At 65.5% G+C, this 18,952-nt stretch carries 19 protein-coding genes and 1 pseudogene; 5 read left to right on the top strand and 15 right to left on the bottom strand.

Going from position 1 to position 18,952, the window contains the following annotated elements; all coding sequences use genetic code 11:
* Positions 1 to 116 precede the first annotated feature (116 nt).
* From B6S01_RS21605 to B6S01_RS08315, 3 genes are read right to left on the bottom strand one after another with little or no spacing between them, the layout of a single operon-like run.
* Positions 117 to 251, bottom strand: a complete 135-nt coding sequence (locus tag B6S01_RS21605; RefSeq protein WP_322788849.1) for a helix-turn-helix domain-containing protein — start codon at positions 249 to 251, stop codon at positions 117 to 119.
* The gene (locus tag B6S01_RS08320; protein WP_051908448.1) at positions 220 to 2,349 is read right to left on the bottom strand and encodes a type IV secretion system DNA-binding domain-containing protein; all 2,130 of its coding nucleotides are present in this window, start codon (positions 2,347 to 2,349) and stop codon (positions 220 to 222) included. Before B6S01_RS08320 ends, B6S01_RS21605 begins: the two co-directional genes overlap by 32 nt.
* Positions 2,346 to 2,693, bottom strand: a complete 348-nt coding sequence (locus B6S01_RS08315; RefSeq protein ID WP_156103394.1) for a CopG family transcriptional regulator — start codon at positions 2,691 to 2,693, stop codon at positions 2,346 to 2,348. Before B6S01_RS08315 ends, B6S01_RS08320 begins: the two co-directional genes overlap by 4 nt.
* Positions 2,694 to 3,277: 584 nt before the next feature.
* Here B6S01_RS08315 and B6S01_RS08310 point away from each other — a divergent pair.
* Positions 3,278 to 3,673 (top strand): hypothetical protein, encoded by a 396-nt coding sequence (locus B6S01_RS08310; RefSeq protein WP_037467911.1) that lies wholly within the window; start codon positions 3,278 to 3,280, stop codon positions 3,671 to 3,673.
* On the opposite strand, the gene B6S01_RS08305 is transcribed toward B6S01_RS08310, so the two are convergent.
* The 3 genes and pseudogenes from B6S01_RS08305 to B6S01_RS08295 form a co-directional block, all read right to left on the bottom strand.
* Positions 3,670 to 4,584, bottom strand: a complete 915-nt coding sequence (locus tag B6S01_RS08305) for a nucleotidyltransferase and HEPN domain-containing protein (RefSeq protein ID WP_037467913.1) — start codon at positions 4,582 to 4,584, stop codon at positions 3,670 to 3,672. The genes B6S01_RS08310 and B6S01_RS08305 overlap by 4 nt on opposite strands.
* Before the next feature lie 72 nt (positions 4,585 to 4,656).
* The gene (locus B6S01_RS08300) at positions 4,657 to 4,881 is read right to left on the bottom strand and encodes a sigma factor-like helix-turn-helix DNA-binding protein (protein WP_037467915.1); all 225 of its coding nucleotides are present in this window, start codon (positions 4,879 to 4,881) and stop codon (positions 4,657 to 4,659) included.
* Positions 4,878 to 4,994 (bottom strand): annotated as a pseudogene (locus B6S01_RS08295) (antirestriction protein ArdC); the annotation flags it as partial. The pseudogene B6S01_RS08295 and the gene B6S01_RS08300, both read right to left, overlap by 4 nt.
* A gap of 194 nt (positions 4,995 to 5,188) precedes the next feature.
* Here B6S01_RS08295 and B6S01_RS08290 point away from each other — a divergent pair.
* The 3 genes from B6S01_RS08290 to B6S01_RS08280 are packed head-to-tail and all read left to right on the top strand — an operon-like array spanning position 5,189 to position 8,780.
* Entirely contained in the window at positions 5,189 to 6,421 is a 1,233-nt protein-coding gene (locus B6S01_RS08290; protein WP_037466138.1) for a site-specific integrase, read from the top strand.
* Complete coding sequence (locus B6S01_RS08285; protein WP_037466136.1) at positions 6,418 to 7,782, top strand: tyrosine-type recombinase/integrase; 1,365 nt, start codon at positions 6,418 to 6,420, stop codon at positions 7,780 to 7,782. Before B6S01_RS08290 ends, B6S01_RS08285 begins: the two co-directional genes overlap by 4 nt.
* Positions 7,779 to 8,780: a site-specific integrase gene (locus B6S01_RS08280; protein ID WP_037466134.1), complete on the top strand. Its 1,002-nt coding sequence runs from the start codon at positions 7,779 to 7,781 to the stop codon at positions 8,778 to 8,780. The genes B6S01_RS08285 and B6S01_RS08280 overlap by 4 nt, the downstream gene beginning before the upstream one ends.
* Positions 8,781 to 8,888: 108 nt before the next feature.
* Here B6S01_RS08280 and B6S01_RS08275 read toward each other — a convergent pair whose 3' ends face one another.
* The 5 genes from B6S01_RS08275 to B6S01_RS08255 form a co-directional block, all read right to left on the bottom strand.
* Positions 8,889 to 9,029 (bottom strand): zincin-like metallopeptidase domain-containing protein, encoded by a 141-nt coding sequence (locus B6S01_RS08275; RefSeq protein WP_197689932.1) that lies wholly within the window; start codon positions 9,027 to 9,029, stop codon positions 8,889 to 8,891.
* A 330-nt stretch (positions 9,030 to 9,359) separates the two neighbouring features.
* A complete protein-coding gene (locus B6S01_RS08270; RefSeq protein ID WP_016744716.1) occupies positions 9,360 to 10,709 on the bottom strand; it encodes a dihydrolipoyl dehydrogenase family protein in 1,350 nt (449 codons plus the stop codon).
* Positions 10,691 to 11,470: an organomercurial lyase gene (gene merB, locus B6S01_RS08265; protein WP_021224338.1), complete on the bottom strand. Its 780-nt coding sequence runs from the start codon at positions 11,468 to 11,470 to the stop codon at positions 10,691 to 10,693. Before merB ends, B6S01_RS08270 begins: the two co-directional genes overlap by 19 nt.
* A gap of 12 nt (positions 11,471 to 11,482) precedes the next feature.
* On the bottom strand, positions 11,483 to 11,707 hold the full coding sequence (locus B6S01_RS08260) for a GDCCVxC domain-containing (seleno)protein (RefSeq protein ID WP_021224337.1): 225 nt from the start codon (positions 11,705 to 11,707) through the stop codon (positions 11,483 to 11,485).
* Positions 11,700 to 12,059: a hypothetical protein gene (locus B6S01_RS08255; protein WP_021224336.1), complete on the bottom strand. Its 360-nt coding sequence runs from the start codon at positions 12,057 to 12,059 to the stop codon at positions 11,700 to 11,702. The genes B6S01_RS08260 and B6S01_RS08255 overlap by 8 nt, the downstream gene beginning before the upstream one ends.
* A 74-nt stretch (positions 12,060 to 12,133) precedes the next feature.
* Between B6S01_RS08255 and B6S01_RS08250 the strand changes: the two genes are divergently transcribed.
* Positions 12,134 to 12,550: a MerR family transcriptional regulator gene (locus tag B6S01_RS08250; RefSeq protein WP_016744720.1), complete on the top strand. Its 417-nt coding sequence runs from the start codon at positions 12,134 to 12,136 to the stop codon at positions 12,548 to 12,550.
* A gap of 3 nt (positions 12,551 to 12,553) precedes the next feature.
* Here the strand turns inward: B6S01_RS08250 and B6S01_RS08245 are convergent, their stop codons facing one another.
* The 4 genes from B6S01_RS08245 to B6S01_RS08230 form a co-directional block, all read right to left on the bottom strand.
* Positions 12,554 to 13,417, bottom strand: a complete 864-nt coding sequence (locus B6S01_RS08245) for an ArdC family protein (RefSeq protein ID WP_030538909.1) — start codon at positions 13,415 to 13,417, stop codon at positions 12,554 to 12,556.
* A gap of 169 nt (positions 13,418 to 13,586) precedes the next feature.
* Positions 13,587 to 15,749 carry a hypothetical protein gene (locus B6S01_RS08240; protein ID WP_037466144.1) on the bottom strand — a complete coding sequence of 721 codons (2,163 nt, stop codon included), beginning with the start codon at positions 15,747 to 15,749 and terminating at the stop codon, positions 13,587 to 13,589.
* Positions 15,746 to 17,533 carry a hypothetical protein gene (locus B6S01_RS08235; protein WP_021224414.1) on the bottom strand — a complete coding sequence of 596 codons (1,788 nt, stop codon included), beginning with the start codon at positions 17,531 to 17,533 and terminating at the stop codon, positions 15,746 to 15,748. Before B6S01_RS08235 ends, B6S01_RS08240 begins: the two co-directional genes overlap by 4 nt.
* A complete protein-coding gene (locus tag B6S01_RS08230) occupies positions 17,530 to 18,879 on the bottom strand; it encodes a tyrosine-type recombinase/integrase (RefSeq protein WP_021224415.1) in 1,350 nt (449 codons plus the stop codon). Before B6S01_RS08230 ends, B6S01_RS08235 begins: the two co-directional genes overlap by 4 nt.
* Positions 18,880 to 18,952: the final 73 nt, after the last annotated feature.

Below are 18,952 nucleotides of genomic sequence, written 5' to 3'. Positions count from 1 at the left end.
TCCTTCGCTAACGTCAGCTTCACTGAGTTCATGACTTGGAAGCCGACCGTAGCGAATGTCCCATCCCTCGCCATATGCAGACCCCCAAGTAGGACCATGCTGGCCATGCGGGGACGTCAGCATTTCTTATGGCGCTCCAACAATCGCTCAAGACTAGCGATGGGTATCAACGTTGCCGATCCAATCTTGACGATCTCTACCTCCCCCTCCTGGATCAGCTCATACAGCTTGGATCGGCCAATGCCGGTCATCTTCACCGCCATAGCGATACGGACGCTGAGCGGTGCGATGACATGATCCTTTTGCTCGGGCGAAGGTGGCGCAGCTACCAGTCGGGAATCTCTGTTGCGAGTAATTCTGTGCATGACATGACGTCCTTTCATGGATGATAAGGCTATGCAGGGTTGGAGGGTCGGAACGGCCCATTGGGCCGCCCCTGCTGACGAATGGAACTGCGTTCACTGCGGGGGCCGATGAGACCGGTGTGCGGCGCAGGGATTTTTTCCGCCGCGTTCCGATCAACCCGCGTGGGTTCACCATCGGGCTTGATCGGCGGAACAAAGGATTTCGGCGTCGGGGCTGATGTGTCGTCTGGCACGCTGCCTCTTCGCTCGCCGCATCCAGCCTGATCCCCGGCGCCGCGCGATCGATATAGGCCGGCTCGAGCAGGCGTCCGTGCCGGTAGCGGTCGGTGAACCGCACCACCGGAAGATCGCGCCCGAACCGGAGATAGCCGGTAAGGTTGGGGAGGTTGACGATCTCGGTCGGCATCACCAGTGGCCGCGTCACCTGCACGCGCGACAGGTTCACCCCGTCGCGCATGTCGTTCACGCCATAGGACATGCCCTCATTGGCCTCGACCTGCTCCACCTGTCCCAGATTGTCGGAGATATGGCGGGCCGTCGGCGTATCGTTGGCGCGCAGCGCGATCCAGGTCGAGCAGTAGCCGGTGAGCGCCGCTGCCTCCTGCCGCCCATAGGTGGCTTCAAGCTGCGGATAGGACTGGAACCCCAATATGCCGCACCCGCCATATTTTCGTGCGCGTGCCAGGAAGTCGGAGAGCGATGGCAGGCGCTGCAGTGAGGGGAGTTCGTCAATGACGCAGAAGAGGCGGCGCTGCTGATCGGGGGCCATGCTCATGATCGCGTTGATGGCGATGTCGAGCCACATGGTGATGAGCGGACGAAGGGTCGGCAGCTGGTCGGCCTTCACCGTGATGAAGAGCCAGCTGTCATCCTCCTCGATCGTGACCCAGTCGCGGATCGACAGCCCTTCATCGGTGTCGTCGAGATAGCGGAAGCCCCGCAGGACTGAGGCCAGTTCCGCCTGGATACCCGCCGAAGTGCGCTCGCCCTCGGCGGAGACGAACGCCGCGCCGTCAGTATTCTCGACGAACTGGGCAAGGATCTTGAGGCCCGAGCGGGTGATGATGTCGAGGAGCGCAGAGACCCGCATCCGGTCCTGATGGACGAGGGTGCGCATGACCGCGACCAGCGTGCCGCGCGCGGACTTTGCCCAGAACGGGTCCTTGCCGCCATCGGGCACGACGGACTCTGCGATCTGATCATAATGATAGTCGAGGGGAACATCGAACCAGGGCGACCAGCGCGCCGAACGGGTGTCGAAGGGATTGAGGATGATGTCCCGCCCGGGGCGATAGAAGCGCTCCACGAAGGTCCCGGCGGTATCATAGACGATGGCGCGCTTGCCCTCCTTGCGGATGCCCTCGAGCATGGCGTGCAGGATATTGGTCTTGCCCGTTCCCGGGGCGCCACTCAGCAGGATATGCTCGGGCTCATAGGCGGCGGGAATCGCGATCCCGCCCACGCTCAGACATCCCTTTGCCATGCCCCTCAAGCGCCGCCGCAACTGCCTGACCGTGGCAAAGCTCGCCCCGCGCAGGAACTGGTTGGAGCCCAGCCCTCGCCCCGAGACGGTGAAATAATACCAGGCGGCGAACAGCATGATGAGGACGAAGATCGCCGTGCAGCTGCCGACCAGCTTGAGGCTGTAGAGAAGCTCGCCGGCAGCATCCCTGGCGATGCCGGACCGCAGCAGTTCGTCGGCCCGTACCCAATATTGTCGTCCCCCGGGCGCGGTGAACAGGACGGGGCTGGAGGGACTGCCGACAACATAGAGCTGGAACCAGGCCTCGGCCATCTTGCCAAGCAGGATCCGGGTCGTCTGATGCAGCACCTCATAGACCAGCCATAGGGTGAGCAGGACCCAGAGGACGAGGCCCGCGAGCGCGGACTGTTTGAAGACCTGGGTGGTCATCCGGACATTGTGGACGGTCGCCTGACCGCCCCTGGTCCAGGAACCCAGCGTGTCGTTGCGGAAGATACTCATGGCGCGCGACCTTCCTTCCCCAGGAAGGTGGGCCGCATGCCGCTCGCCGCCTCTTCTTCGGGGTCGAGCAGCCCCCGCTCCCGCAACATCGCGCGGGAGGCGGCGAGCGCCCGTTCAACGATGCCACCCGACTGCTGCGCCGCCATTTCCGCGAGCAGCGCGTAGGTCTGGAGCGCGACGCCCAGCAGTTCGTCCTGGCCGGTATAGGCGTAGCGGCCACCGGGGACGGCGGCGTCCTCGATGAGGGGCCGCAGGAACTCCGAGACGGAGAGATTGGCGCCATAGGCGCGAAGGCGCAGCCTGCGGTGCAGGGCGTCATTGATCCTGATCGACAATGTTCGCATGTTTGAGCTGTCCTTCACACTGGACTGGCCCGCCATGCATGGCTGTAGCGCAAGGCGGACAGCCGCGCATCGGCCAGGGCAATGAGGTGCCGGTTCAGGGCACTGACGTGCCGATTGCCGCAGAATGACCGCCATCGGCCGCAACAATCGGGCAGCGGCTCATCGATCGGTGATCAGGCCCGAGAATGAACAAGGATATGACCCGTCATACGCGCATCTTTCCGCGCTGGATCAATCACTTGCCGCCAGATGCCAACCGGCTCTGTCACGCGCGTAGGACACAAACCGTATCCCACGCATGACGCGTCATACGGCATAATCCATTGTTATAATGCGACTTTCCGGCGCAGCACCCGTGCGTACGGTGCATTACAATACGGCCTTGTGCCGATGCGTCAGCCATGCCGCAGCGGCTTGCCCGCTGCGACCGCCATCAAGCCCTCATGGGCGGCCTAAGCGGGAGAGAGTCGATCGCATGCCGAACCCGCCAGAATCGACATGTTGCGGCTGGAGGCAGGGAGTGACAAGGGTCAGACGGGGCGCTAGCGGTTCGGCTTCCCAACCCAATCAAATGGACCATCCCCATGCTGCCGTCGCGCACCTACAGCATCTCGATCGACCGCAACTGGCGCGACCTTTACGAGGCGATCTGGCGGCCCGAGGTCTTTCCCAAATGGGCGTCCGGTCTAGCGGAATCGGACATGCGAAACGAGGATGGCAAGTGGCTTGCCGATGGTCCGGAGGGGGCGATCACGATCCGTTTCACGCCCCATAATGACTATGGGGTGATGGATCATTGGGTCGATACCGGCGAGGGCAAGGAGGTCCATGTGCCGCTGCGCGTCATCCAGAATGGCGAGGGCTCAGAGGTCATGCTGACGCTCTTCCGTCAGCCGGGCATGGATGACGAGATGTTCGCGCGGGGTACCAAATGGATCAACCGCGACCTGCGCGCGCTGAAGGAATTTGCGATCCGCTAGAGGGCCTGTTCGAGCTGTGCGATCTTCGCGCTGCAGACGATATGGACGACGCGGCCCAGTTCCTCGACGCGTTCGCCAAGCCAGCTCAGCTCTTGCTCGCTGATGCGATAATGTTTGGAGTAGCGCGCCTTCACATAGGCGTCCTTGAGCTTCTCGAACATGCCCCGCTCCTTGCGGTTCGCCATGGGCCATACATCTCGCAGGCGGACATCCAGGCGCTCGGCCTGCGTGCGCAGGAAGCCGATATTGTGATTGTGTGGGGTGTAGAAAGTGCTGACGAGAAGGACGCAGTGGTAGAGCCGTTCAGCGGCTTGGTGCAGCTCAAAGGCAGCTTTCTTGCATCGGCCGCGATCAAGATTGGCTCGGAAGTCGTCGAAGAACTCGCCGGCGCTGGGATACCACTCCTCAAAATATTCCTTCGCCATCGCCAGCGTGTCGGCGGGCGACTTCGGCTTGGGGCTGGCAAGCTCGCGGTCATCCGCCTCATAGAGGGCGATCCCGTCGCGGGCGATGTCCATGAAGAAGAAGCGTCCATGGGCAAGGCCCTGGTTCACCTGCTGGAGCGAATGAACGATGAAGTTGACCGGGGTGCGTAGCGCTCCGCGCACGGCATATTCGGCGTTGAGCCGCTGCTCGGCGGCGGCCCAATAGGTGTCGCGCTCGGTCAGTTCCTTCTGGTTGACGATGATCAGGAGATCAAAGTCCGAGACATAGCCCTTGGCGGTATGGGGTTCATCCACCCAGCCGCCGCGCGCATGGCTGCCATAGAGGATGATCTTGACGATCCGCCCCAGCCGCCTGCGTCCCTTGGCCTCGCTGTGCGCGTCCCCGAACTCCTCGAACAGGATCTGGAGGACGCGCTCCAGCTCTCGCTGCTTGGTGGGAGGGAGATGATCAAGGTCGGTACGCATGCGGAATTCTTCCTAACCGCTCAGGCCCCTTCCACCAAATGAAGATGGAAGAAGGCCGTCAAATTGAGACAATCAGGGGTCGGCCTCTCCGTCGAGCGCGCTCATCAGCTGCTCCAGTGCCCGGGCAAGATGGATTTCCACGGCGTTGATGTCCGCCCCGATCAGGAAGGCGATCTCGGCAAAGCTGCGCCCATCGCGGGCATGCAGCAGATAGACGATCCGGGACAGGACCGGCAGATCAGAGAGGGCGGCGCGCAGCCGCTCCCGATCTGTCGGCGACAGGGTGACGCGCGTCATGCCGCCTCCTCCCCGATTTCGTCGCCTTCGAAGGCCAAGAGATAATCCGCTGCTTTGCTCGCCTGACTGGCGGCGCGAAAGATCGCCTTGCTGTCCTCGCGCAGGACGGACAGTAATCGCGAGGTGACGGTAATGTGAAGGAACGAGGTTCGGGCTGCGTTAAAACCGCAGAATTTCAGCGATAATCGAACTACAGTGCTGAGCATTATTTTTCATTGCTGACGGAAGGCGGAAGGATCCGCATTATTTGACTGGAGCCAGTACGTTGCGAACCTCAGCGGTCGTCGAACCGACTGAGGAGCCAATGATGCTAAGTCCCGATGAAGAATTGATCGCCAGGCTTGCGGAAGACCTTGCCCGACAGAAATATAGCCCGGTGGCAGCGGCCAATTATTGCAGCTACGCGCGCGGCTTTCTCCAATACCTGGCACGGCGGAAGCTGGACGTGGCGGCGGTGAAGCCGCCCCAGATCGAACAATATCTGCACCACGCAATCCGGTGCTTTCGCAAGCGTCATGACCGAGCACCCGCGTCACGGTGGCACGCGATCCCTCGCTCAGGAATCCACGCGTTGCTGCGCCTCGCCCAAGGCAAATGGCCGCCTGAACCGGAAGTGATCGGACCAGAGGCGACGGTTCGGCACGCGATATGCTGCGAATATGATCGCTGGCTGCATGAGGACCGCGGCCTGGCCCGTGCAAGTATCTACGCGCTGATGTGGGAAGCGCGTCACTTTCTGGCATGGCAGCTCGATCACGGCGGAACGGCGAGCGTCATGGAACTGAGCGTGCGGGACATCGATCTCTACATGGACATGCGCGCGCCGGGTCTGAGCCGTCGGTCCTTAAAGGATGTCGCTGAACGCCTTCGCTCGCTGCTGCGCTACATGCACCGCATGGGGTACGTCGCCGCCGATCTCACGGGTCATGTCGTAGGCCCGGTGCTGTACGCCTATGAAGGCGTGCCTTCGACATTGGGCCGTGACCAGATTGCGGCCGTCCTGGAAATCACGAGGCGCGACACCTCGCCCAAAGGGCTGCGTGATTATGCCATATTGCAACTGCTGGCGACCTATGGGCTGCGCTCCGGTGAAATCCGCAATCTCCTGTTGGAGGACGTCAACTGGCGTGCGGAATCCTTGCGCATCCGGCATACAAAAACCGGCGCTTGTTCGTACCTGCCGTTGATGGCGCCGGTTGGCGAGGCATTGCTCGACTATTTACGGCATGGACGCCCTGAGACAGACAGGCGGGAAATCTTTATCCGCTCGCGTGCGCCGTACCGGCCCCTGCAAGACCTGCATAGCGAAGTGCGACGGCGGCTGTGGGCTGCCGGGATCAAGCCGCCAGGAAAATGCGGCCCTCACATCTTCCGCCACGCCAGGGCCGTCGAACTGCTGCGCGCGTCGGTGCCGCAAAAGGTGATCGGCGACCTGCTCGGACATCGATCGAGCGAATCCACAATCCCCTATCTCAAGCTGGCCACCGAGGATCTGAGGGCAATCGCTCTTGATGTGCCGGGATCGGAGGTGCTGGCATGACCGCGTTGCCCAATCCTGATCGTGCCGTCATCACCAGGTATCTGGCGACGCTGCGGTTGCGGAGCAAGATCAGCCACATTTATTATCGCCAGGTCCTGAATGGCTTCCGGGAAGTGGCTGAGCGCCATCCGGTCATCGACCGGTCGACACTGGAGGCGTGGCTGCGGGAATGGGGAGCGCGCTGGCACCCCTCCACCTTGTTGCATCGTACCCGGATCGTTGATCGCTTTCTCGACCATCTGGTCGAAGTGAACCTGATCGCCCGCAACCCCATCGCGGACCTGCGCAGCGAATACGGCGTCGAACATAGCAAGCCAATCTGGCGGGCGCTGATAGCACCTATGCCGGATCATGCTCTTGCCGCACTGCGTCGGCCCAAGCCCTTCGGCAGCGTGCTTGGCGAGATCATGCGCGATCATATCGCGCTGATGCGCAACAGGGGCTATCGCTATACGACCCAACGCGCATGGTTCCTTCGGTTCGATCGGTTCCTCCAGGCGAATCCGGAGCTGGCAACCAAGCCGTTAGCGGTGATGCTGGAACATTGGGCGGAGGCCAAGTCCACCCGCAATCATGCGGCCGAATGCGAAAGACTCAAACAGGCATTGGCCAAGGCTCTCCGGCATCGGGACCCGAGCCTGCCAGTGCGTCGGCCCAATACACGGCCGCTGAAGGAAGTGGCACGGCATTATCGCAAGCCGCATATTTACAGCCCCGCCGATGTGCAGCGCATGTTGGACATCGCGCGGTCCTACCCATCACCGCGCGCGCCGCTGCGGCCAATGGCCATTTATACCATGCTGCTGCTGGCCTATTGCGCGGGGCTGCGCCGTAGTGAGATAGCACGCCTCGACCTTGGGGACGTGGACCTCGAAAACGGTACGATCACAATCCGCGAAACGAAGTTCTTCAAGACCAGAATCTTGCCGTTGCCCGATAGCGTGATGGTCGAACTGCGTGCCTATATCGAGGATAGAGGGCGTGCCGGCGGGCCGCAGTATCCCCAATCGGGGTTGTTCTGGCACGACCAATCCAATAACCGCTACAGCCCCGCAGCGGTTAGCTGGATGCTTGTCGATATCCTTCGCCGTGCTGGGTTCAAACCACCATCGGGAAAAACCGGACCGCGCATCCATGACCTGCGGCACTCGATGGTCGTGAACCGGATGCTTCAATGGTATCGGTCCGGCATCAATCCCCAGGACAGGCTGCCGTTCCTTGCAACTTATCTTGGGCATCGGGATATCAACTCGACGCTGGTCTACATCACGGTCACGCAGGACCTGATGCAGGAAGCAAGCGAGAGGTTCCGCATGATCGGCGCCGCCTGCCTCAATATAACGCAGGAGGCGCGGGCATGAGAAAGATCGATCCGTTCCCCGCCCTGCTGCGCGCCTTCTTCCATGAGTGGCTGGCCGAGCAGCGCAACGCGTCCGTCCATACCATCCGGTCCTATCGTGACACCTGGCGGTTGTTCCTCCGGTTCGTCGCTGCACGAAAAGGTGGTGGAGTAGCGGCGGTTGCGCTGGCCGATCTCACCGCCGGTGAGCTCGGCGCGTTCCTGGCCCATGCGGAACATGAGCGGAAAGGCACGATCGGCACGCGCAACTGCCGGCTTGCCGCCATCCGCAGCTTCTTCGGCTTCGTGGCGGGTAAAGAGCCAACATATATCGCCCAATGCGCCGAGGTTCTTGCCGTCCCGATAAAACGGGGAGCGATCCCTGCGCCCTGTTATCTTGAGCCGAATGAGGTCGAAGCGATCCTCGCACAACCCGACCGATCAACGCTGGAGGGAATGCGTGACCACGCGCTGTTATCCTTCCTGTACAACAGCGGCGCACGCATCCAGGAAGCGCTCGATTTACGTCCCGATGCGATCCGGTTCGAAGCGCCGCATTGCGTGCGCCTTTACGGCAAAGGGCGTAAGGAACGCATCAGTCCGCTCTGGCCGGAAACGGTGACGTTGTTGAAGAAACTCTTGGACAGGCAGCCAAGGGCACCGAGCGATCGGCTCTTCGTCAATCGCTATGGCGAACCGCTTGGCGCATCGGGTGTACGGTTCAAACTCGCATCATACGTCCAGGCCGCCGCTAAGATAGTCCCCACGCTGCGGTCGAAGCACGTGACCCCGCACAGCTTCCGCCATGCGACCGCTGTCCACCTCGTCTCGTCCGGCGTCGATATTACCGTCATCCGCAGTTGGCTCGGGCACGTCAGCCTCGATACGACCAGCCACTACGCCCAAGCCAATCTGGAAACCAAGCGAAAGGCGCTCGAACACGTCGGCGTTCCAGCAGCAGCGTGTCAGCCGTCATGGAAGCGGGATGCGAGCCTGCTCGCCTGGCTCGATACCCTCTGAAATAATGTGCAGGACGGGGCTCGGATCGCCGCAGAGTAGCGCAGCCCGAACTCCGTTCCTTCACATTACTGTCACCTCGCGATTACTGGAGTAATGGGCAGCTCGACATTAGGCGAGCCATGCGCCCAGATAATCGGCGTGGTGCACGGTCGGCACGATACCCAGCTCCGCGCAGAGAAAAGCGCTCGCCATTTCGGCCACATATCCTGACAGTCCAGCCCAAAATGGCGGTTGGAAGGTGAAAACCATCGGTTGCCTCCAGCACTGCCCAAAAGCCCCATGGCCTCCCCCGAGGCGGGGGTGGGCGGCGAGAGCGACCGGAGAGGCCTGCTGAAGCGGCGGGCTGCACCCGCAGGGGCGAAATGAAATGGAGCAGCCCGGCGAAGCCGAGGCTTGCAGCGCGCCGCGGCGGGCCTAGCAGGGAGCGCCGACCACTCCCGCATCGAGGGAGAGGCCAAAAAATCGGAGCCGCCGCGCAAGCGGCGTCCGCTTAATGGCGGGCGACAGCCCGCATCGACATGCATCGCGAAGCGGCCGATCGCGCGAGGGATCGGCCGCCATGGCAGTGGCGCTCGTGCGTTAAGTCAGCATGTAGCCGACGTCGGAGGCGCCGGTCGGATAGGCGAACATGGTGGAGCGAAGATCGGCCGCGGTGAGGCCGTGGCGGATTGCCAGACCGAAAACGTTGATTACCTCGTCGGCGTTCGGCCCCACGAGATGCGCGCCGAGGATGAGGTCCGTGTCCTCGTCGATCAGCAGCTTATGGCCGTAGACCGGCTCGGCGAGGCGGCGGGCGGTGAACCAGTCTGGCGTCGAGGCTGCGTTGACCCGGAGCGCGACGCCGCCGCGGCGCGCCGCCTCCTCTGACAGTCCGACGGCGGCGATCGGCGGCAGAGTGAAGGCCACGCTCGGCACGCCGCGATAGTCCGGCTGGTGCGTCGGGCCATCCAGGAGGTTGGCGGCAACTACCTTGGCATCGTGGCTGGACACCGGCGTCAGCCGCGGCCCGACTCCGGCAGCGTCGCCGGCGGCATAGACCCGCGGGTTGGAAATGCTCCGCAGATGCGCGTCGAGCTGCAGGCGCCCGTCCTGCACCGCCACCTCGCCGGCGGACAGGTCGAGCGCCTTGAGGTCAGGACCGCGCCCGGCGGCATGAACGACGAGATCGGCGGCGACGCTGAGATCAGGCTCGCCCTGGCGCTCGGCGTGGACCAGCAGACCGCTCCCGCTGCGCTCGACCCGGGTAACGGTGGCACCGGTCTCGACGCGGATGCCGAGCGCCTCGAACCGGGGCGTCAGCCAGCCCACCAGGTCGGGATCGAAGTGCGGCAGGAGCCGCTCGGCCCGCTGTAGGATGGTGACCTCTGCGCCCGCTCGGGCCGCCAGATGCGAGAACTCCGCAGCGACATAGCCGCCGCCGATCAGCACGATCCGGCGCGGCAGGGCCTGAAGCTCCAGGAACGCATCGCTTGTGCTCACCAGATCTTCGCCCGGAATGCCGAGCGGGACTGGACGCGCGCCGCTGGCGATCAGGATATGGCGGGCCCGCAATGTCCGGCCTTCCACCACGATCGTGTCTGGGCCGGCAAAGCGAGCAACACCGTGTAATGCGTCGACACCGAGCTCGGCGTAGCGGTGCGCCTGCTTGGCGGGGATCGGATCGGTGAAGGTCCGCTTGAACGCCATCAGGTCGGGCCAGTCGATCGCCAGCGTGCCGTCGACGCCATGTCTGGCCATGCGCCTTGCCGCGTCGATCGCTTCCTCGCCGCTGACCAGCATCCTCTTGGGATCGCAGCCACGCAGCGCACAGGTGCCGCCGAACGGACGGTGATCGATGACGGCGACGGACCATCCAGCGGCACGGACCCGGCCGACCGCGACCTGCGCTGCCGTGCCACTGCCGATGACGATCAGGTCGTAGGAAGCCATGGTCGCATCTCCATCCGCATCGGCGCAAAAATCGCGCGCCCAACCTCGAGCGCTTCGGCCAGGCACAGACGAATGCCGTCATCGGCTCCGACCGGACCGCTCGCGCACCAGGCCGCCAGATGATCGTCATCGCAGAAGAAGGCCTGCAAGGTGCAGAGCGACGATGCCGCGCAGCCACTGGCATAGCGACGGCCGGACCAGACGACGATCGCGCCCGGCTCAACCTCTTCCAGCTCGCGGCCGCGGCTGGGGGTATGGATGGCGAGCGTGCGCCGGCACTGGCGGCAGGCCGAGCGGATCATGCAGTCCCGCTCCAGCATGGCGCCGATCCCCAACGCGTCGATGGCGCACATGGCGCTCATGGTCACTCCGCTGACTTCGACTTGATGTTCGCTGGGGCCGTCGGTGAACGGATAGGCGCCGGTCACCCGGCCCGCGCCGTCGAGGACCACGAGATCGCGCCCGGCGAGCCGCTGCAGGGCCGAGCCGACCTCGCCGGAGGGGAGTCCCGATGCGGCGGCGATCTGTGCCGGCACCGGCGAGCGACCATCGGCAGCATAGGCTTGAAGCACGGCGCGCCGGACCCGCTCCTCGACGCCGTCCATCCCGCGCCACTTCGAACCGATGAACGCCGCGAACAGTGCCGTCAGGGCTGCGCGGGCGCTGGGTGTTGTGACTGCGCTCCAGTCCGGGACAACGGCACCGCCGGGAAATGTAACCGTCGATCCAAAGGCGGCTTCAGCGGATGATGCGCGCGCCATCGCCCGCCCTCCTCAGCCGCAGCACGCCTTGCCGCCGCTCTCCTGGATCGGCGGACAGGGCACGTCGCCGTAGGAGCAATAGACGCAGCAATCGCCCGGCTTGGGCTTGAGGACCGCGCCGCAACCCCGGCAGTCGTAGAAATACTGGCAGGCATTGGTCGGCATGGTCTCCGTCGCCCGATGACCGCAGTGGGGACAGGTCAGCGTCGAGCGCAGCTCGGGGGTGGCATCAGACATAGCGATAGCCTGCCCAGAGCAGGGCCGCACCGAGCAGCAATCCGATGAGCGTGAGAACACGCATCCAGCGCGGCGTGCATATGCCGCCCGGCCCACAGCGCGCCGCCGTAACTTGCTGGCGCAACAGCAGCGCCGCGCCGGCAAGCAGGCACAATGCGCCAATGAGGAGAAGCGGCGTGCGATACGGCGCGGCGACAATGGCCACGCCGCCGAGCCAAGCTGCGCCGATCCCGGCGGATGCGAAGAGGATCGGCAGCGCACAGCAGGCGGCGACGCCGAACGCCGCAGCGATCCCCGCCAGCGTGAGCGTGGCGGTGCCGATCCCCTTAGGCGGGCTTGGCGTCTGGGTCACGGGCGACTCCTTGTGGCGGGCATTGAGCTGTCCTAACATCTGTAGCGACTACAGACTCAAGAGGTATTTTGGGGATGGCCGCAACCGGCGCGATCCAGATCGGCGAACTCTCACGCCGCACCGGATGCAACATCGAGACGATCCGCTATTACGAGCGGATCGGGCTGCTGCCCGCTCCGCCGCGGCGGGGCCGCTACCGCAGCTATGGCCGGGAGGACGTGGCTCGCCTGGGCTTCGTGCGCCGCGCGAGGGAGCTGGGCTTTACCCTGGACGAGGTACGCGCCTTGCTCGGACTCGCGGTTGGCGGTCAGGCCTCCTGCGCCGAGGTGCGCGAGCTCGCGGCGTCGCACCTGAAGGACGTACGCGCGCGGATCGCGGACCTCAAGCGGATGGAACGGGTTCTGGCCGACTCGGTGCGCGCCTGCGATGCCGGTCGGGATCCGGGCTGTCCGCTGCTCGACACACTTGGCGCCGAAGTGCGGGTCGCGTGAGCATTACGGCTGTCGGGCGTGCATCCAGTCGGCTGCCGCCTGCGCCTTGCTCGCCGCGGTGAAGATCGCCCGAGGCTCGTCCTTGAGCAGTTGCAGCCAGGAGGCGATGTAGGCCGCATGATCGGGTCGCGGTTCGTGCGCGATCCCAAGATCGGCGAGCAGGAACGATGCGGTCAGTTCGGCGGTCGCTTCCTCCATGGCGAGCGCGTGCCTGGTCCACTTGGCGCTGAAATCCCGGTCAAGCCGATGGGCTGCGCCACTGGCATGAGCCGCTTCGTGAATGTGGGTGGCGTAGAAGCCGTGGGCATCGTGGAAGGCGCTGAAATCCGGCATGTGAATGCGGTCTTCGGCGATATGATAATAGGCGCTGGCCGAGCCGTAGACAGTATCGATGCCGAGCGCGGCGATGAAGGCTTCGGCGGCGGCGAGGCGTTCGCTCTCAGGCAGGTCCGGCGCCGGTTCGGGCGCGTAGCCATCGACCTGATCGGCGTTGAACAGGCTGAACGCCTTGGCGAAAAGCCGTCGATGGTCGTCATCGCCGCCGGCGTCGTCACCCTTCGCGCGAAACTCCTTCCAGAGGACGCCGAGGCTGGCGTGCTCGCCCTTGCGGACCTGCGCGCCGAGCGCCTGCCACTGGCGATAGGTGCCCCAGACCCCGCTCGCGTAGCCGCTGCCATAGGCGGCCGCCCAGAGCGAGATCGTATTTATGCCGCGATAGGGCTTGCCGCTGGCGACGTTGGTCGGGCGGGTGACGTCGGCGCCAAAATGATGCCACGGCATGCGCCAGGTGCCGGTGCCGGCTTCGATGGCGTCGACGATCGCTTGCGTGACGCGAGCGTAGACGTCTGAGCGTGGTGAGGCTGACATGATATGTTCTCCGTTCTCGCGCCGGGGACCATCCCCGGCGGCGGAGGCCCGTTCGCGCCGGGCACAGGGGGGCTCGCGCACCCGTCAGGGCCGCAGCGAAGCGAAGGACGGCGAAGCCGTTGCGCGGGCGCGCCGACCGGCGCAGGACTCCGCCAACAGCCGGGGTGGTCTACGGCGCGGGAGGGTCGATCCCGGCAATCACCGCGGTCAGGCGATCAAGCTCGCGCTGGAGCGCCTGACGCTGGAGGTCGGAGATGCGCCGTTCGCGTAAGTGCGCCCGGGCATCGGCCGCCGCACGTTCCCAGGCCGGTCTGTGGCGGGCGGTGATGCAGGCGTTGGGGCAGCGGGTCGGTTCGCACAGGGCGGTAAGCGGCTGCGCGGGATCGGGGGTCGTCACGCGCTTGAGGCAGAGCGCGGTCGCGGGATCGAAGAAGCAATCCGCGAGCGGGCCGACATGGAAGGTGCGCGCGACGCTGGCGAGCATGACGCGCAGGCGGGCCCGATCGGCGATCATGGCGGGCAGTGGCCCGAGCTTAACGGCGGCATCGTCGAGGGTCCGCGCGATGCGTGGTCCCGCCGGTCCGCCGAGTGATGCGCCGCCCTGCCGCCGGTCGAAATAGTCCAGCAGATCGTCAATCTGACCGAGCCGGCGCTGCGCCTCGACCTCTGCGCGAAACCCCGATCCACTGGTCCCGGCATAGCCCTCGAAAGCGGCGACCGAGGCATGCTTGTACTGGATCATGCCGGCGATGGTGCCGAACGGACGGTTGGCGATGTGCCACGCGATGGTGCGCCGGAACTGCCGCGTCGTGATGCGCCACGGCTTGCCATCGGGGCCGGGTGGGATGACCGGCGCATCGGGGCTGCCGAAGACGGTGTTGAGGTGGTCGCGGAAGGCGTTGAGCTGGCGGACCACCTCGCTCGACAGATGCGTCTTGGTGACAGCGCGGGGACGAAGCACCGGCCAGAGCGTGTCGCTTCCAGTCTTCCGTGCCGCGTGTTCCGACAGCCGTTCGAGCACCGTGATCGCCTCGGCCACCGGTTCGATCGTCACCCAGCTCGCCGACTCACCGGCGCTCGATCGGCGCTTGTAGAGGGTCGATCGGACGCGTTGCCGCTCGATCAGGCCGTCTTCGCTGCGCGCGATCGAGAGGCAGCCGCGCCGCATCGCCTGGACCTCGCAGTCGCGCATGCCGGTCAGATAGGCGCATACGATATAGGCGGCGGCCTGCAGCATCCGCTCCTCGATCGCTAGGGTCTTCACGTCGAAGCGGGCACGCCATGGCCGACCGCTCTCGGGAGCGATCGAGATCGGCGTGTCCATGCCGCCGACCTCGGTACCAAGCGATGCAACCGCTTCGCGAATGACATCCGGTGCGCCGGTAGTGAGCATGAGATGCATGGCCGGCTCGGCGACGGCATCGATGCCGGCATGCAAATGGAGGAGATGGGCGTTGATCGGCGGGGTTGCATCCCCGGTGAGGGGATCGATGCGCGTGGCGCCGTTGTGTGCCGTCGTCCAGATGGGCACGCCGCGTCCTTGCCGGGCTCGGCGCGCGAGATAGCGCTCGAGGCGCGCGCGCTGCCGCAGGCGGCGCTCTGCATCAGGCAGTCCGCGTTCGGCGGCGAGCAGCCGAGCGCGGACTGCCTCGAGCCGATCGAGCGCGACCCGAGCCGCCAGAATATCGGTCGCGAAGGTCGTGACATAGCGCAGCGACCAGGCGAGCAGCGGCGTGACAATCTCCTCCGGCATGCGTGGGGTGCGGTTCTCGCGCACATGCCGATATCCGGCGACGCGCGCAGCCGCTTGCCCGGCCCACGGCTCGAACCCGAAACCGCCTCCAGGCAGGTGATCCCGGAGATGGTAGAGATCGGTGACCACCTGCAAGAGCTGGCCGACGATGACGGGGCGCCGCGCTGAATCATCCCGCAGGTGGCGCGCATAAGCGTCGATCAGCGCCTGATCGATGCGGCCCAGGTCGAGCCGCCCAAGCCGCTCGCGCGCGAAGGCGAAGAACCGGCGAGCCCGGTTGAATGCCTGTCGGATGCTGGCGGGCGGCAGCTTCGGGTGGTAGCCGGGAAGACCGACGTTGAGGCGGGCGTAGAGATAGGCGCGCATTGCCGCCTGCACATCGGCATGTTCGAGCACGTCGAAATGCACGGTGACGTGGCAGCGCCGAGCGTTCTCGCGGAAGACGGCGGGACCGAGATCCCAGGTCGGGTCGCCGACGTGCGACAGCTCCTCGCGGGCATGGCCCGCCTTGAGCGGCGCGCTCGCCAGCACAGGGCGATCGTCGAACGCGGGCACGAGGGCATGGACGGGCGTGGTCATGCGCGTGCCTCCGGCGGCAGATAGAGCCGTTCGCTCCCCATCTGCCGGCGCGCTTCGGCGATAACGGCATCGGAGAAGACCGGCAGGACCTGGACCGTGATCCGGGTGTGGACGCGGCCGAACTTGGCGGCCCAGTCGCTCGCCGGCAGGCTGCATCGCTGCTCTTCGACGAACGCGAGAAAGGCGAGGATCGCGGGGAGCTTGCGCGCGGTGATGACGGCGTTGGGACAATCGAGGCAGCCCCAGAAGGGCTGCGCGCAGGGCGAACCGGGCTCGGCGAAAGGACTGCTATGGAAGCCCGCGCAGGCGGCGAGCCAGACATCCTGTTCGCCGTCGAGCACCGGACCCACCGTATCAGCCGACATCAGCGACGCGACCTGTTCGGGCGCTTCGCGCAGCGCCTGCTCGGCGGTGGGTGGAAGCACGGTCGGCATCGCCGCAGCGACCGCTGCGCGGAAGGCATCGGCGACGGCCGCCTCGTGCAACGGCCGGAGCGACGGCAGATCGGCATAGTGGCGCGCCGCAACCTCGCGGGTGTGACCGACCGCGAAGCGGGCCATATGCCCCTCGGTCTTGGTGTACCATAACGCCTTGTGGGTCTTGCGCAGCCGGGAAAGCAGCAGATGGAGCGGCTTCCCATCATCGCCGGCGATACCATGGCGACGAGCCCAGGCGGCGAGTTGGAACTTGGGATCGACGATGCCGGCGCGAAGGCCGCCAACGTTGTGATAGAGCCAGAGGCAATCGTCGGTCAGATGCTCGCGTGCGACGGCGGTGACGTCGATCAGGCGACGCATGAGGCCGCCGGGTGTGCCGCTACCACCATCGCGGACCCGCATGCTCTTGTGCTCGGCACCGCGGGCGCGGCGCTTCAGATAGCGCAGCTCCACCGTGCCGGCATGCGGGTTGGTGAGACAATCCACGGTCAGCGTCTTCAGGCACTCCGGCTCGAGGCCGGTATCGAGCGTGAGCAGCACGAGCAGCGCCGGCAGATCGCGCGCGAGCAGATGATGGCGGCCATGCAGGTCGTCGATGAGCGTGCTGATCGGCAATCCGCGCCGCATGCGCATGAAATAGAGGCGCTTCAGCGCGGGCTGGTCTGCGACGATAAAGCCCTGCCGCGCGATGATCGCTTCGACATCGGCGCGCGCCCTGGCGACGACAGGGTCGCCCTCATCAGTGCGGTCGTCGGCGCCGAGGCGGCGAAGCATCGCTTCGATATCGGCCCTCGCGGCGTCGCGCAGCGCGCGGGCGACGAAGGGGCTATAGGCATCGCGCGGGGTCGAGCGGCCCGCCGAAGTGGCCAGCGTGTAGCGCAGCCGCTCATGCAGGTCGGGCGCGATCCGATCGGGCCGGTCTGCCTCGATCGCGCGCAGCGTGTTGATGACCTTGCCGACCGTTATGTGCCGGTGGATCGCGCCCATCCCACGCCGTTCGAGCGCGGACGCAAAGCCATCGATATGGACTGCGCGCAGGTCGTTGACGCCGGTCACCTCCGGCGCATCATCGCCAAGCCAGGCGAAGAAGTGGCGATAGACCTGAACATACTGCTTGATGACGCTGGCCGCACCGATGGGGCCGCCGAGCGCCGCCGATCGACGCAGCGCACCGGCGAAAGCGATGGCGAGTGGGCGAGGATCGAGCCCGGTCATATCGACTAGGACCGTTCCGCCATGCCGCGCCTCGATGGTGAACTTGAGGCCGAGCACAGGATCGGGCTGCGATCGCTCCGGCGTGATCGGCGCAAAGGCGACAGGCCGGCCCTTGCGGGGACGCCCGCTCATACGCCTTGCGGCCCCGGCAGTAACGCCAGCAGCTCCTCGACGGCCGCGTCCACCGTATCGGCGCGGGTCGCGATATGGTCGAGGTAGATATAGGTGGTGGTGAGGCTGGCGTGGCCAAGCAGGCGTTGCACCTGTTGCAGCGGGTCGCCCAGGATCAGCCGATAGCTCTCCACCGGCCCCACCGGCAATGCCGCTTCGCGCAGCCGCTGCTGGATCAGCAAGGCGAGCATATGGACTGCGAAGGCGTGGCGAAGCTGGTGCGGGCTGATCGACAGCGGGAAGCCGTTCTGTGCGCACCGCTTGCAGGCGCGGGTGAAGATCACCTCCCACGAGTTGGGGCGGACAGGCTGGCCGACCTCGGTCAGCCATAGCGCCGCCGGCTCGCGGGGCGTTCCATCCTCGTCGCACAGGATCAGGCGGCATCGTTCCTCCGGGGTGCAGATATCGCGCATGCGGTCGAGACCGGCGCGGGTGACAGGGATCGGTCGGTCGAAGCTGGCCGCACCGTCGCGCGCGGCGAACTTGGCCACGCCCGCGGCGCGCTCGACCGCGACATAGGCGGCGATCTGACGAAGCAGCCGGCGTGGGACCAGAACGCTGCGTCCGCGGTCGCCCTTGGTGAGCGGCGGCGGAAGGGGCAACCAAAGTTGTTGGACGTCACCGTCCTCGCGGTCGATCGCCGCGAGCTCGACGGTGAGCAAGCCCGACGCCTCTTCGAGGCGCAGGCCGGTGGTGACGAGAAGATCCGCGAACAGCGCGTTGCGCAGCCCATTACGGTCGCGAGCGCCGGGGCGCTCCGTGCCGTCAGGGGTGAGCCCGCGCAGGCCGACCTCGCGGAAAATGCGGTAGTCGTCCATCGTGACGAACCGGACATCCGATCGCCTGGCGACACGTTCATAGGCATCGTTGCGCGCCGCGATCATGCCGCGACGGCCACCTTGCGCCGGTCGCCACACGGCGCGGCGGCTGAACGGCGCGTCGGCGATCAACCCTTGCTGCTCGCCCCAACGGTAAAGGCGATCGAGGCTGGCGACGGCGCGGTTCCAGCTTGCCGCCGTTATCCGGTGATCGGCATCGTCGCGGCGTCGCTCACGATGATAGGCGTCGACATCGTCGCGGGTCGCAGCCCACACGGTCTTGCCGCAGGCATCGAGAAAACGAAGCCAGACTACGACATCATAGGCGTAGGCGCGAAGCGAGTGCCGCGAGCGGACGCCCGACAGCGGCAGGTCGAGAAAGAAGCGATCCAGATCGGGATCGTAGAGCGCGTCGTCGCGCTGGATCAGCGGCACATGCGCATCGAGGCCCCTGGCCTCGCGACGCTCGCAAACAGTAATGATCGACACCGGCGCGAAGCCCTCCCCCCGGACCCCCCACCCGGAAGCTGACCTTCACACCGATGCGCGCTATGGCCCGGCA

Origin of the sequence: Sphingobium herbicidovorans, assembly GCF_002080435.1 — a bacterium.
GTDB classification, from domain to species: Bacteria; Pseudomonadota; Alphaproteobacteria; order Sphingomonadales; family Sphingomonadaceae; genus Sphingobium; species Sphingobium herbicidovorans.
This window is presented reverse-complemented; position numbering and strand designations above follow the sequence as displayed.

Excerpts from the sequence above, each read along its gene's own strand:
- B6S01_RS21605 (WP_322788849.1), bottom strand. The coding sequence starts at position 251 with ATGACCGGCATTGGCCGATCCAAGCTGTATGAGCTGATCCAGGAGGGG.
- B6S01_RS08290 (WP_037466138.1), top strand. The coding sequence starts at position 5,189 with ATGCTAAGTCCCGATGAAGAATTGATCGCCAGGCTTGCGGAAGACCTT.
- B6S01_RS08320 (WP_051908448.1), bottom strand. The coding sequence starts at position 2,349 with ATGAGTATCTTCCGCAACGACACGCTGGGTTCCTGGACCAGGGGCGGT.
- B6S01_RS08280 (WP_037466134.1), top strand. The coding sequence starts at position 7,779 with ATGAGAAAGATCGATCCGTTCCCCGCCCTGCTGCGCGCCTTCTTCCAT.
- B6S01_RS08285 (WP_037466136.1), top strand. The coding sequence starts at position 6,418 with ATGACCGCGTTGCCCAATCCTGATCGTGCCGTCATCACCAGGTATCTG.
- B6S01_RS08245 (WP_030538909.1), bottom strand. The coding sequence starts at position 13,417 with ATGTCAGCCTCACCACGCTCAGACGTCTACGCTCGCGTCACGCAAGCG.
- B6S01_RS08315 (WP_156103394.1), bottom strand. The coding sequence starts at position 2,693 with ATGCGAACATTGTCGATCAGGATCAATGACGCCCTGCACCGCAGGCTG.
- B6S01_RS08250 (WP_016744720.1), top strand. The coding sequence starts at position 12,134 with ATGGCCGCAACCGGCGCGATCCAGATCGGCGAACTCTCACGCCGCACC.
- B6S01_RS08260 (WP_021224337.1), bottom strand. The coding sequence starts at position 11,707 with ATGTCTGATGCCACCCCCGAGCTGCGCTCGACGCTGACCTGTCCCCAC.
- B6S01_RS08310 (WP_037467911.1), top strand. The coding sequence starts at position 3,278 with ATGCTGCCGTCGCGCACCTACAGCATCTCGATCGACCGCAACTGGCGC.
- B6S01_RS08275 (WP_197689932.1), bottom strand. The coding sequence starts at position 9,029 with ATGGTTTTCACCTTCCAACCGCCATTTTGGGCTGGACTGTCAGGATAT.
- merB (WP_021224338.1), bottom strand. The coding sequence starts at position 11,470 with ATGGCGCGCGCATCATCCGCTGAAGCCGCCTTTGGATCGACGGTTACA.
- B6S01_RS08305 (WP_037467913.1), bottom strand. The coding sequence starts at position 4,584 with ATGCGTACCGACCTTGATCATCTCCCTCCCACCAAGCAGCGAGAGCTG.
- B6S01_RS08300 (WP_037467915.1), bottom strand. The coding sequence starts at position 4,881 with ATGACGCGCGTCACCCTGTCGCCGACAGATCGGGAGCGGCTGCGCGCC.
- B6S01_RS08240 (WP_037466144.1), bottom strand. The coding sequence starts at position 15,749 with ATGACCACGCCCGTCCATGCCCTCGTGCCCGCGTTCGACGATCGCCCT.
- B6S01_RS08270 (WP_016744716.1), bottom strand. The coding sequence starts at position 10,709 with ATGGCTTCCTACGACCTGATCGTCATCGGCAGTGGCACGGCAGCGCAG.
- B6S01_RS08235 (WP_021224414.1), bottom strand. The coding sequence starts at position 17,533 with ATGAGCGGGCGTCCCCGCAAGGGCCGGCCTGTCGCCTTTGCGCCGATC.